General features: G+C 46.5%; 11 protein-coding genes. All 11 read right to left on the bottom strand.

The window, feature by feature from the left end; all coding sequences use genetic code 11:
• Nucleotides 1-41: 41 nt before the first annotated feature.
• A complete protein-coding gene (locus F461_RS0108305; protein ID WP_020000692.1) occupies nucleotides 42-980 on the bottom strand; it encodes a TIGR01777 family oxidoreductase in 939 nt (312 codons plus the stop codon).
• Between the two features lie 55 nt (nucleotides 981-1,035).
• On the bottom strand, nucleotides 1,036-3,243 hold the full coding sequence (locus tag F461_RS0108300) for a sensor histidine kinase (RefSeq protein ID WP_020000691.1): 2,208 nt from the start codon (nucleotides 3,241-3,243) through the stop codon (nucleotides 1,036-1,038).
• 18 nt (nucleotides 3,244-3,261) lie between these two features.
• Nucleotides 3,262-3,849 carry a DUF4390 domain-containing protein gene (locus F461_RS18640; RefSeq protein ID WP_020000690.1) on the bottom strand — a complete coding sequence of 196 codons (588 nt, stop codon included), beginning with the start codon at nucleotides 3,847-3,849 and terminating at the stop codon, nucleotides 3,262-3,264.
• Between the two features lie 277 nt (nucleotides 3,850-4,126).
• Nucleotides 4,127-5,050, bottom strand: a complete 924-nt coding sequence (gene rbsK, locus F461_RS0108290) for a ribokinase (RefSeq protein ID WP_020000689.1) — start codon at nucleotides 5,048-5,050, stop codon at nucleotides 4,127-4,129.
• A gap of 89 nt (nucleotides 5,051-5,139) precedes the next feature.
• The gene (rbsB, locus tag F461_RS0108285; RefSeq protein ID WP_020000688.1) at nucleotides 5,140-6,015 is read right to left on the bottom strand and encodes a ribose ABC transporter substrate-binding protein RbsB; all 876 of its coding nucleotides are present in this window, start codon (nucleotides 6,013-6,015) and stop codon (nucleotides 5,140-5,142) included.
• A gap of 26 nt (nucleotides 6,016-6,041) precedes the next feature.
• Nucleotides 6,042-6,992 carry a ribose ABC transporter permease gene (rbsC, locus tag F461_RS0108280; protein ID WP_020000687.1) on the bottom strand — a complete coding sequence of 317 codons (951 nt, stop codon included), beginning with the start codon at nucleotides 6,990-6,992 and terminating at the stop codon, nucleotides 6,042-6,044.
• Between the two features lie 12 nt (nucleotides 6,993-7,004).
• Nucleotides 7,005-8,498: a ribose ABC transporter ATP-binding protein RbsA gene (rbsA, locus tag F461_RS0108275; protein WP_020000686.1), complete on the bottom strand. Its 1,494-nt coding sequence runs from the start codon at nucleotides 8,496-8,498 to the stop codon at nucleotides 7,005-7,007.
• Between the two features lie 14 nt (nucleotides 8,499-8,512).
• The gene (rbsD, locus tag F461_RS0108270; RefSeq protein WP_020000685.1) at nucleotides 8,513-8,932 is read right to left on the bottom strand and encodes a D-ribose pyranase; all 420 of its coding nucleotides are present in this window, start codon (nucleotides 8,930-8,932) and stop codon (nucleotides 8,513-8,515) included.
• 510 nt (nucleotides 8,933-9,442) lie between these two features.
• A complete protein-coding gene (gene hydF, locus F461_RS0108265; RefSeq protein ID WP_020000684.1) occupies nucleotides 9,443-10,642 on the bottom strand; it encodes a [FeFe] hydrogenase H-cluster maturation GTPase HydF in 1,200 nt (399 codons plus the stop codon).
• 1 nt (nucleotide 10,643) lies between these two features.
• Nucleotides 10,644-11,699, bottom strand: coding sequence for a [FeFe] hydrogenase H-cluster radical SAM maturase HydE (hydE, locus tag F461_RS0108260; protein WP_020000683.1), 1,056 nt, complete (start codon nucleotides 11,697-11,699; stop codon nucleotides 10,644-10,646).
• 157 nt (nucleotides 11,700-11,856) lie between these two features.
• Nucleotides 11,857-13,266 carry a [FeFe] hydrogenase H-cluster radical SAM maturase HydG gene (gene hydG / locus F461_RS0108255; protein WP_020000682.1) on the bottom strand — a complete coding sequence of 470 codons (1,410 nt, stop codon included), beginning with the start codon at nucleotides 13,264-13,266 and terminating at the stop codon, nucleotides 11,857-11,859.
• Between the last annotated feature and the right edge of the window lie 74 nt (nucleotides 13,267-13,340).

The raw sequence follows: 13,340 nt of genomic DNA, 5'->3' as shown, positions 1-13,340 counted from the left end.
AAGCTCCATAAGGTGATTAAACAGAAACGAAATGTGTGAGCCTAAGGACGAAGGATGTTGGCAAGTGCGTCATCCAGAGATGGATATGAAAAGCAGAAACCGGATTCAAGTAATTTTTCTGGTAAGACACGCTGCCCCTGCAGAATGAGTTCTTCAGCCATTTCTCCGAGTGCTATGCGTAACAGCGGAGCCGGAACACGTAACCATGACGGTTTTCCCAGAACTGACCCGAGAGTACGGCAGAATGTATCCATTGTTTCAGGATTCGGTGAAGTAAGGTTGAATACGCCTGTGCAAGAAGAAGTCTTAATTATGTGGATTATTGCGTCGACTTGATCCTGAATATGGATCCATGACATTACCTGCTTACCGTTTCCTAGTGGGCCTCCGACACCGAACTTGAACGGTGGAAGAAATTTATGCAAGACACCGCCGTTGCCCAACACAAGGCCGGAACGAATGATGACTCTTCGGGTTCCACTAGTGTCCATGCAAGCCGTTGAATCTTCCCATTCTTTGCAAACGGATGCAAGAAAACCCTGACCAGCAGAACTGTCTTCAGTCACATAGCTATTTTCAGGGGAGGTCGGGTGTGCTCCGTAAAAACCTATTGCCGAACTTTGGATGACTACTTTCGGTCTGTCCTCCAGCATGGAAATAGCACTGCATAGCGCGTTTCCGGCTGAAATACGGGAATTCCGAATTTCTTCCTTTCGTTCTTCTGTCCAGCGTCCGGCAGCAATGTTAGAACCGATCAAGTTGATAACTGCATCGGCTGATTTGATGTGTGTTGAGAGTTGTTCAGGGTCTTTTCCGTCCCAAAGTGCAAAATCAACATGGAAAGAGTGTCCTTCAGGAATAAGGTACCGACCATGTTGAGGATTACGTGATGTGACCACTACATGAACATCATTTTCAAGCAGACGGCTTGTGAGTGCTCTGCCAATAAAACCCGAACCACCAAGAAGTACAGCGCGCATTGTTTTTGGCTCCCTCTTGTTCTGGGTTGGAACGTTTATTAATATTCAGATAATATTATACCACAGGAAGCTCCACTGTGACAATGGTTCCACCATGTTCTGGACTGTTGGCGCGTACGTACCCACGGTGGTCGCTGATGATAGATTTTACGATGGTCAGACCAAGTCCGGTACCACCTTTCTTGTGAGAGAAATATGGTTCAAACAGACGCGAACGCTCTTCCTGAGTAAGTCCCGGGCCATTGTCTTCCACATCAACGCGTACAAGCCCTAATTCGTGTTTATGCTCAAGAGTAACAGTAACTGTTGCGTTGTTTTGTCCTGAAAGAATTTCAGCTGCGTTGGACATTATGTTCATGAATACACGTTTTAGGGCAGAACTATCCATCTGTATAATCGGAATGTCGTTTATCCGTTGGTAATTCCAGCTGATATTACTGTGGGAGTTTTTGTACAACGTCACAAGTTCCTGAAGCAGCGGGGCAATTGTCCCCGGTGCAAGCATAACTTCCGGCAGTTTTGCAAAAGCGGAGAACTCCTGAACCATGTTTTGCAGTTCTTCGACTTCTTTTACAATAAGATTAGTGCATTGGCTGAATGCAGGCTCTTCAATCTGTTTGCCATATTTGCGTTGCAGACGCTGGGCGGAAAGCTTGATCGGAGTGAGCGGGTTTTTGATTTCGTGCGCAATGCGCCGTGCAACTTCGCGCCATGCCGCCATACGTTGCATTTTTTCAAGTTCAGTAATGTCCTCGATTACCGCTACAAAACCAAATTGATTGCTGTCATGCGCGGGGAGACCTATAGCGCTGAGAAGTAGCTTAAGTTCTCTGCCGCCGATATTCACGGCAATTTCACGCTTCCATGGTGATTCCGGTGTGGTCTGGAAATGTGTTACAAGTTCGCCCACAAGTTCGCCTTCAACGCGGTTTCGCAAAAGAGAGCGCACGTTCCAGCCAATGAGAGCCTGAGCAGATACACCGAACATGCTTGCAGCAGCTTTGTTGATGGTAGAAATTTGTCCGAGAGAGTCAACGGAAACTACGCCGGCAGCCGTGTTGTCGAGAACTGCTTCAATATAACGGTTACGTTGTTCTTTTTCGAGATTTTGTTTTTCGAGCTTTGTATTAACATCAGTAATGCTGTTGCGGCTTTGTTCCAAGTCCTCAGCCATACGGTTGAATGAAGCAACTAGAACGCCCAGTTCGTCATTAGACGTATCTTCAAGGCGTACGGAGAGGTCGCCTCTGGAAATTCGTTCGGTGGCTTTGCCAAGGGCAAGGATTGGTTCAACAAGTTCTTTAGCAAGACGGAAACCGAACCACATGGCGCCAAGAATGATAAGCAGGGTAACCACGCCCAGAATGAAATAGAGCGTAACTTTAAGCGGACGTTTGAGGGTACGAAGTTTTTTATATTCGTCCAGACCTCGAACAATGCGGTCAAGCTTGAACATGGTGTCCTTGCCTATACTGCGAACGAGTACGAGATAGCCTGTTTTTCCTTCATCTACAGGCATGACGCCTACCGCATAGTCAGAAGCGGCACCAGGCCAGATGAGTGACCAGAAGCGTGGATTTTTTTCCAGATTTCCCCAATTGATACGGCTTTTGGTTTCTTCCCAAACTTTTTCAATGTCTTTTCTGCCGTGCCAATTCTGTTCTGCATGCTTAGGGCTCATAACGCCCACAACGGTTAAGTTGTATTCAGAACGTTTGTCTTCAAGGAAGCTGTCCATCCCCTTCCCGCCCCATGCAAACTTCCGGTCACGGATTTTTTCGATGATATTATTGCTGAAATGCTCCAAATCATTGAGTGAGTCTGCATAGAAAGCCTGTCCAATATCCAGCGCTGTTTCCATAGACGTTTCAACCTGATTTTTAAACCAGTAGTCCACAGATGTTTGCACGAATTGTGTGCTAATGACGAACATAAGGGCTGTCGGGATAAGCGAAAGGCACATGAAGACAAGGACAAGGCGTGTTCGTAGATGAGAGCCAAGTACCTTGCGGCGGCGTTCGAGGATAAGTTTTACCCCGTTACGCAGTACGATGAAGAGAATAAGAAGAACGAGAATAAAGTTTAAGTTGAACAAGGCAAGGAAAAAGTAGGAATCCACACCGAGGTACTTAAGCTCTATCCATGTAAGGGTTATGATGACGAGAAAGACAACAGCCGCAAGAATGAGTTCGCGCTTGCGACGTTTTTTTTCGCGTGCGTCGATTGCGTTTACTATAATTGTGCCCTGATCATTAGGGGTCATAGGTGTTCCAGCGTACTATCAGTACGTAAAGTCCGTTGAGTATTGTATTGGAGGAGCAGGATCCCATGACCAGAAAAAGAACGACTTTGTGAGCCATTCAGGTACGTCAGTATTAATCATCTCGATATGAAGAGTAACCCTGTATTCGTTACCGGAAGTCAATAATGTCGTACTCCCTACCGGAAGCGTGATAGACTTCCATGCCCCATCGAGCAATTTGCGTAAGCTCTTATTTCTTTGTGGTGCTTTGGTGTCAGGGAGGGTGAGGTAGTACTCTTTTGTAAGCGTGTCATAGTAAAGATGACTTGTGATATTTGTTTCGGCTAAGCTTTTTCTGAACCAGTATGAGCGTGGTCTGGATAGGTGCACTTGGCAGTTAAGCTCAACCTGTGCGCCTTCTGTCAGCAATACCCGGAGCTGGTCAAGCTGAGTAACTCCTACTCCAAAATTGAGCATCAAAGCGCCATCGGTTTCAGAAAGACGAAAAGAGGTTAGCCGCATTTCTTGCGATGTGGCATGAGCAGTGGAGGGGACAGTCACGCAGAATAGGCAGAGCGCCATGGCGGACAACAGGAATGTGCGTATAGAATTTGATATTCGAGTCATAGCGTCTCTGCTTGAGTTAGGGTCAATTTGATCGCATCAAAACACGCCGAATTTTGGCATACAGTTTTGTTATTGGCAAGCTGTCTGGAGGAATATTGACTACTATTTATTTCAAAGTGATAGCAGATGGATTTTTACCACAGATAGTGAAAGAAAAATGGAAAAAACTGTGTCCTATTAGATGAGGAAGGACACAGTTTTTAGATGTATTAGTGTAAACGAAGCTACCTAGTTGCTTACAATAGTACTGTAAGACTCACTAGTGTGACGTAAAGCATCATTCTTTAACAAAAAAATCTTCGACTTCTTTACGTGTCGGAATAGATGTTTGCGCTCCGAGACGGGTGACGGATATAGCAGCTGCAGCATGTGCAAATAGAACAGCATCGTTCATTGTTTTATTTTCAAGAAGTGCAGTAGCCAAAGCTCCATTAAACACATCACCAGCAGCAGTTGTATCAGTAGGACTTACAGTAAAGCCAGTAATAATTCGAGTACCGGACTCATCACTTACAAATGCTCCTCCAGCTCCCAGTGTTATAACAACTTTGTCCACGCCTTTTGCATGGAACACATTAGCAGCTTTATGAGCGTCTTCTTCTGTTTTAACTGTAATGCCTGTTAGTATTTCTGTTTCCGTTTCATTTGGGGTAATTATAGTTACATTCGCCAGTAAAGAATCTGGAAGCGGGCGCGCAGGTGCGGGATTGAGTATAACTACCTTGTTTGCCAAGTGAGCAGCTTTTGCCATCATTTCAACTGTAATGAGTGGTGTTTCCAATTGCATAAGCAAGGTATGCGCACTGTTTAAGAGAGAAAGATGCGGTTCTACAAGTTCCGGAAGCAGGTGTGCGTTGGCTTCCGCAGAAATTCCAATGGAGTTTTCTCCGTTGGCGTCAACGTAGATGATTGCGATACCTGTAGGGGTATTCGGAATGGTCGTCACTGCGCCTGTTTGAACTCCGTCTTTAACGAAAGCGTCAATCATGTGTTTGCCGAAATCATCATCACCTACACAGGCAATAAGAGAAATCTCTGCGCCAAGACGTCCAGCAGCGACAGCCTGATTTGCCCCCTTTCCGCCGGGGACAACACGGTAACCGTGACCGGAAACAGTTTCTCCAGGACGGGGAAAAGATTCGACCTGTAGAATGTGGTCAGCATTAACACTGCCAAGAACAACGAGTTTTTTCGTAGCCATACGTACTCCGCAACGTCAGCTTCCGGCGGGCGGGGCTTGCCCCTGCATTACACAAGGTTTCCCGCCTCCGCCGGAGGCACACATAAATACTATTTAACAACTTTGAGCGGGACAGGGATGTTTGCTTCTACTTTTTCGCCTTTCAGGATTTTGCCAGCGGTTTCGACACCGAGGGAGCCGATGAGCGCAGGCTGCTGGGCGATGGTTGCTGCCATGTCGCCGCGCTTTACAGCTGCCATGCCGTCTTTGGTACCGTCAAACCCAACGATGACCACTTTTTTGTCTGCGGCTTTAACAGCCTGTACCGCGCCGAGAGCCATTTCATCGTTCTGTGCGAATACGCCTTGAACATCCGGCTGTGCTGCGAGGAGGTTTTCCATCACGTTAAGACCTTTTGTACGGTCAAAATCTGCCGGTTGGCTTGCAAGTAGCTTAAAGTCATTTGCTTTAACAGCCTGAGCAAATCCTTCACCACGATCACGTGCTGCAGAGGTTCCGGCAAGACCTTCAATCTGGATTACCTTAGCGCCCTTACCAAGGAGTTCTGCCATATAATCGCCAGCCATTTTACCACCAGCCACGTTATCAGAAGCAATGTGGCTTGCCACTTTTCCGCGAGTTGCGCCACGGTCAAGTGTGATAACCGGAATATTTGCGTTGTTGATCATACGGATAGCATTGGAGACCGCATCAGAATCAGTAGGATTGATGAGGATAGCTTTAACGCCGCGTACTGTGAGGTCTTCAACATTAGCGAGCTCTTTGCTCGGGTCGTTCTGGGAATCAAGCACGATGAGTTCAATTCCCATTTCATTTGCCTTGGTAACAGCACCATCTTTCAGGGCGACAAAGAATGGGTTGTTTAGCGTGGAAACAACAAGTGCAATGGTATCTTTTGCGTGGGCAGGAATGCAAAGAGCCAAAGTAAGTACCAACGTCGCAGTAAAACCAAACAGTCTTTTCATTGCAGATTCTCCTTAGAATTAGGATCTTATTTGCTTTTTGTATCAATAAGGACAGCCAGAAGAATTACCAGTGCTTTGGCGATCATCTGGTAGTACGATGAAACATCAAGCAAGTTCAAAGCATTGTTAAGAAAACCGATGATAAGTGCCCCGAGAAGGGTACCAATAATGGAGCCTTTGCCGCCCATAAGACTGGTGCCGCCAAGAACAACGGCAGCAATGGCATCAAGCTCATAGCCTGCACCTGCTGTAGGCTGTGCAGAGGAAAGACGGGATGTGACGATAAGGCCTGCCAGTGCGGATAGCAGGCCGGAGAGTGCGTAAACAGTAATTTTAATGCGGTCTACATTTATGCCGGAAAGACGTGTGGCTGCTTCGTTGCCACCAAGTGCATAGATGTACCGGCCAAGACGGGTATGGTTGAGCAGGTACCATGCCGTAAGAAAGGTGATCGCCATAATCCATACAGGGACTGGAACACCGAGCAGATAGCCGGTTCCTATAGTCGCAAAATTATCTGCAACATCTGTAAATCCAGTGGAAATAGGACGGCCGTCTGTATACACAAGTGTGAGTCCGCGCACCAGAGTCATGGCAACAAGTGTGGCGATAAATGCCTGCACTTTGCCTTTTGCGATGATAATACCAGTGACACCTCCAACAATGGCGCCAGCCGTAAGAGATGCGCCGATTGCAACAAGTACTGGAAGCTCGCTGGCAATAAGGGATGCGCCTATGGCTCCGCACAGGGCAAGAATAGAACCAACTGAGAGGTCAATTCCTGCTGTAAGAATAACCATGGTCATTCCCACGGCGATAATGGCGTTAACCGCGGTTTGTCTGAGAATGTTCAGAATGTTGCCAGTGGTGAAAAAATGTGGATTCAGCAGGGATACTACCACAATCATAATGATAAGTGCGATAAGTGTTTTCTGCTCAATAAGTTTTGTGGTGAGTGTTTTCTTTTGAGTTGTCATACGGATGTTATCCTAACGCTTCTTGCCTACAGCGCAGGCCATAATATTTTCCTGAGTAGCCTCGGCAGCGGCAAACTCACCACTGATACGGCCTTCATGCATTACAACAATACGGTCGCTCATTCCGAGAATTTCCGGCATGTCTGAGGAAACAAGAATAATGCTCATGCCTTCTTTTTTAAATGTGTTGATGATCTGGTAGATTTCTTTTTTTGCGCCTACATCAACTCCGCGGGTAGGTTCGTCGAGGATGAGTATCTTAGGACGGGTCATAAGGCCTTTGGCAATGGCAACTTTTTGCTGGTTTCCTCCGGAAAGATTCCCGACAGGCTGCCTCCGGCTTGGAGTTTTGATGTTGAATGTCCCAATGTAGTCGTCCACAGCTTCACGTTCTTTAGAGTGATCCACGTACCCTGAGACATTACTGAAATGTTTGAGGGCGGAGAGCGTCATATTTTCTTTTACAGAGAGGCCAAGGATGAGCCCGTCCGCTTTGCGATCCTCACTGATAAAAGCAATTCCTGCATCAAGAGCATCTTTGGGGCTGCGGATGTGTATTCTTTTACCTTTTAAGGTGATGTCGCCAGCAGTGACAGGATTTGCACCGAAGATTGCTTTCATAAGTTCTGTACGGCCAGCTCCCATGAGGCCGGCAACGCCGACAATTTCGCCTTCGCATATATCAAGGTTGACCTTGTCCACACCCTCGGCAGAAAGCTCTTTTGTCCGTAAAAGGACATCACCTTTTGCAACCGCGATTCGTGGGTATTGTTCTTCTAATTTGCGACCAACCATTAGTTCAATAAGCGTCTCTTCGTTGATGTCGTTAACCGACATTTCCGCAATGAATTTCCCGTCACGCAGGATTGTAACGTCATCGCAGATTTCGAATATTTCTTTTAAGCGATGGGAAATATACACGACGCCATAGTTTGCGTCGCGAAGTTCATTAATTACGGAGAAAAGAGCCTGTGTTTCTGTGTCTGTCAGAGCATCGGTTGGTTCGTCCATGATGATAACACGCGATTCAAACGATAACGCTTTTGCAATTTCTACCATCTGTTGTTCGCCGATACCAAGTTCGCCGAGTCGAGTTTTTGAAGAACGTGTGACACCTAGACGTTGCAGCAGTTCGTCTGCATCCCGGTACATTCGATCCCATCGAATATTGCCGAGTCTTCCGGTTTGTTCTCTACCGAGAAAAATATTTTCAGCAATAGAGAGTTCCGGAAGGAGGTTTAATTCCTGATGGATAATAGAGATTCCAGCGGCTTGAGACTGAGCAGGGCCTTTGAACTCGGTCTTTTCCCCGAGGTAGGTCATGGTTCCGGCATCACGTTTATAGATGCCTGTAAGCACCTTCATAAGTGTAGACTTACCCGCGCCGTTTTCACCAATGAGCGCCATGACGCGTCCGGCTGTGACTGTAAGATTAACTCCATCCAGTGCTTTTACACCGGGGAAGCTTTTTTCAATACCTTCCAACCTGAGTAGCACGTTATCCATAACTACTGGCTCCATTAAAATACGACGCCGGATTTCAGTGTGATATTTGCATATGGAGTAAACTCACCAGTTCGAATAATGGCAACGCTTTTTTGGGTATTTCCCTTATATTCTTCGTGAGTCACATAGGTGACAGTAATTTCCTTTTTGCGTTCGGCCGCAAGAGCATCAATAAAAGTCGTCAGTTCAGTATGGAGTTGGGGACTGATGTTGGGGAGTTCGTTTGCCAATTCTATAGATTCAATTTCCATCTCAGAAGAAACAGCTTTGAGGGTATCCATGAATGACGGAATGCCCTTGGATACTGCAAGGTCTATCCTTTGTATGTTGTTAGGAACGGGAAGACCTGCGTCACAGATTGTAATCGCATCAAAGTGTCCTAATTTGGCAATAACATAGGAAACTTCAGAATTGATAAGAGTCGCTTTTTTCATGGGCGCTCCAATAGACCAATGGAGGTATCTGAATGTTATATCTACATTGTAGATGTGGTGAAATCATATTTGCTAGTTGAACATTAAAAAAGTGAGCTGGACTCACTGGAGGTAACTGGTACAAAAAAATATAACACATTACAAATAAAAAAGCGAAAAGTATATTTTATGAAAAAACAGAAAATGCAGCTGGTTGAATGAGTGGTTCTGTGTGTTGGGGCGGCTAGGCTAGGGTGGTGGATATGCTTTTCTATAAACAGTTTCGGGACGTTGTCTGTTTCTGTGCCATTTGGTGACAATGGGTGAAGCAGAAGGCTGGCTGTAATCTGGAAGTGCTTTGATACTGTGTAGTATCAGGATGTTTGTTGGCGCTAGCCAGATTAATATCTGGAGGAGTTCTTAAGCAGGCGGGGAAGGTTCTTGTGCAGAATACAAGCTGGAATGTTTTGACATAGAAAATCCCCCGCGTAGTGAACTGATATAGTCTGCGGGGGATATTAGGGACTAACTCTATATGCCAAGCGGTTGGACTACTCTGTCGAGCACTCCCTGTACTTTGGAAATAGCAACACCGTAGTTGGTGGTCGGTACATTATGTGCGTTAAGATCACGGATACGGCGCATCATTTCAGACCGATTGGACATGCATCCCCCACACATAATAGCGAGGCTGTATTGATTGAGGTTATCCGGTAAGTCGTGCCCTGCGAATAGCTCGAAGGTCAGATCTTTGCCCGTGTACTGTTTGATCCAGTTCGGGAGCTTAACGCGTCCGATGTCGTCATCCACTGCATGATGTGAGCAGGATTCGTACATTAAAATCGTGTCACCGTCTTTTAGGTCATCAATTGATGCTGCTCCGTCTACAAGTTTGGGCAGGTCACCTTTGTACCGGGCAAAGAGGGTGGAGAAGGTTGTGAGTGGAACAGTTTCCGGCACAATCTCTGCTACTTCATGAATAACCTGTGAGTCAGTCACAACCAGAGCCGGAGGTTCTGCAAGTGCGCTAAGGGCCGCAGGAAGCTCTGTTTCTTTTACTGTAAGCGCTAAGGCATTAGCATCCAATACGTCACGCAGAACTTGAACTTGTGGCAGAATAAGACGGCCTTTAGGGGCTGCTCCATCAATAGGGGCAACTAGGACAACTGTCTGAGAAGGTTCGATTAAATCGCTTACCAGCAGGGGAGGTTCAATAAGTTCTTTAGGTGCTGTTGCAACAATGAACCGCTTTAGCTCATCAATGTTTTCACCTGTGGTGGCAGAAACCGTTACTATGGAGTGACCGGAGCATGCTTCTAAATCAGCCTGTGACGGCGTTGTAAGATCTGATTTATTGAAAACAACGATGACAGGAAGATTCATTTCAGTAAGTTCGTTAAGCAAACGCTTTTCTTCCTGCTGCATGCCTTCTTCCGTTACGACCAGTATACCGATGTCTGTACGGCGCAGTACTTTGCGAGTGGCTGCCATGCGTTGCTGACCGACAGCGCCGTGGTCATCAAGCCCTGCAGTGTCGAAAAAAGTCACAGGGCCTATTGGATGTAATTCGTAATGCTTGCCGACAGGATCCGTTGTCGTGCCGGGATGTCCGGAAACAATCGCAACGTCCTGATTTACAAGTGCGTTAATAAGAGCAGATTTACCTGCATTACGACGACCAGTGAGTGTAATTATGAGACGTACGCCTCTTGGAGCAGTGGATGTGTTCATATTAAATTGCTGATTGAGTCCCAAACGTGCGTCGCATACTTGAGCCAGCTTGTGAGCTCAAGGTAAAACCAGCTTGTTGGACTTTAGATTGGAGTTGCTTAACGGCAGAATGTTGTGTTGATGCCGGACTGTTTTTGCCGGGGTAGATGGAATAACGGCTTCGGACTTCATCTGGAGTAATGGAAGGCATAATAACGTTGGCGCCTGCATTTAAGCCCATTATGCGTCCGTTGTTGTTGCATCCGGAAGGCAAGGAGTCCAAAGCACTTGTCGCTGGAATGTTGGCTGCCGGATTTAAAAGACGAAGGAGTGCGGTAACGCGCAGGCTTTCGACAAGCGAGCCTTGTTTTGCGTGACGCAGTGGTGTTTGCGGGTGAGGGATAAAAGGCCCGCAGGCTATCATATCCAGTCCCATTGTACTAAGGAGCAAAAGATCATCTGTGAGGTTTTCTTCCGTCATTCCCGGGAGCCCGATAATAATCCCCGAGCCGACTTCGTAGCCTAGACGTTGAAGTGATTCAATGCGGTTCAGCCTGTCGTACAGCTGTTGGCCAGGTCTGTAGAGGCTATGCAGGTCAGTATCGGTGGTTTCAATTTTTAGCAGATACCTGTCTGCACCGCTGTCACGCCATAGTCGATAAACATCATCCGGATGATCGCCAATAGAAAGTGTTACTGCCAGATTGTATTTTTCTTTAATGGTTCGAACAATAGTATAGATAAAATGGGGGTTTACGTCTTCGTCTTCTCCGGCCTGAAGAACGATGGTTCCCATCCCAATGGAAGCAGCATTATCAACTGCCTGCATTATTTCGTCATGGGTCAGGCGGTATCGCACAAGGTCTGTGTTTTTGTTTCTGAGACCACAATAGTGACAGTTTTTTCTACAGTATGAAGAAAATTCAATAATACCACGCTGGTATACGGTATTGTTAAACAATGCCCGAGCTGTAGCTGTTGCGGCGGTGAAGAGTGAGTTGTCTACGTCGCTGAAGGATGTACTTTCCGCGACAGGGTTTTTTAAAATTTCAATAATCTCATTACGTGTTAAAGACATGTACAAAACTTCCTTAAAGAATAGCAGTTGCGCGCTGCTAGGGTTGCCGTCACCCTAAAATATAAGGTGACGGCTGAAGTATGTAACTGAAGTGCTGCGCACATATAGTAATAAGGTTCCGTACTATATGCTGGATAATGGCTGCAATATCAGTCTGCTACAGGTAGAGGTCACGTTCTCCCTGTTCTATGCGTTTTAGACGTGATTCCACAACAGTGCGTCTGTCTTCGGGACAGTTCTCTACTTCGTTGGAGATGCAGGCTTTGCCTACTTTTCTGGTAGATTCTGTTGCGTAGTCCTCTAAATATTCCTGAAAGGTAAGGAGTGAATTCGGCAGGCAATATTGCTGAATAAATCCCCGTTTAGCCAGATCCATGAAGTGTTCGCCTGTTCTTCCAAGGCGATAGCATGCAGTGCACCATGAAGGAATATAACCTGCATCCACAATGTTATGGATAACCTCATCTAAACTTCGGTTGTCACTGATGCAAAATTGTTGCACTTCCGGACGGTCATATTCAGGGTCGCTATACGCGCCAGGATAGGTACGCGAGCCGGCACTAATTTGTGATACACCGATATCAAGTAATTCTCGGCGTAACCCTGCCGATTCGCGGGTACTCAAGATCAATCCCGTGTATGGCACGGCGAGACGCAGAATGGCAACTATTCGTTTGAATGTCATATCATTGATAGGGCATGGCGGGTTGTATGCCATATCTGCATTGAGAGCGGGTTCAAGTCGTGGGAAAGAAATTGTGTGTGGCCCAACCCCAAAGTTCTTTTCTAATTCCTGAGCATGGGTAAGTAATGCCAGCATTTCGAATTTATAGTCGTACAAACCAAAAAGCGCACCCATTCCGACATCTTCAATCCCGGCTTCCATTGCTCTGTGCAGTGCATATAACCGCCACAGGAAATTCTTCTTCACACCGCCCTTATGCACGGAACTGTACGTTTTTTGATGGTAGGTTTCCTGAAAACATTGGTAAGTACCAATACCTACTTCCTGAAGTTTCCGAAAACCGTCTACGGAAAGTGGAGCACAATTGACGTTGGCACGTCGAATCTCACCACTTTTTTCAGAGACAGTGTCGTAGACAGTCTGAACTGTTTCTGCAATCCAGTCTGCTTTGAGTTTCGGATGTTCACCGTACACAAGAAGAAGGCGCTTATGCCCCTGTGCTTCCAGTGCGATTACATCTTTTCGTATTTCTTCACTGGAAAGGGTGCGGCGGGTGAGATCTTTGTTGGTAACGTTAAACCCGCAGTACAGACAACTGTTGCCACATTCATTGGTGATGTACATAGGGGCAAAGAGTACCAGTCTGTTGCCGTAAATTGCCTTCTTAACATCACGGGCCGCTGCAAAAAGCTCTTCGTCAAGTTCAGGATCGGTTATTTGAAGCAGAGTAGCTGTTTCTTCAAGAGTCAGCCCTTTTGCGTTACGGGCTTTGCTGAGAATTTCCAGAACGTTGGCGCGTTCCGGTTTTGCTGCATGTTTGAGCGTGTTGTTTATTGCTTGTTCATCGATGAAATTTTCTAGTTCGGGGATATCGTGCTGCATACGTATTCCAATATCAGCTGCGCAAAGGTGTGTCCCTGCAGGACAGGCACCCCCGCAGTAATGCAGGGATGCCT

This window comes from Halodesulfovibrio aestuarii DSM 17919 = ATCC 29578 (genome assembly GCF_000384815.1).
Taxonomy (GTDB): domain Bacteria; phylum Desulfobacterota; class Desulfovibrionia; order Desulfovibrionales; family Desulfovibrionaceae; genus Halodesulfovibrio; species Halodesulfovibrio aestuarii.
Note: the sequence above shows the minus strand (reverse complement) of the source record. Positions and strands in the feature narration are given on the sequence as shown.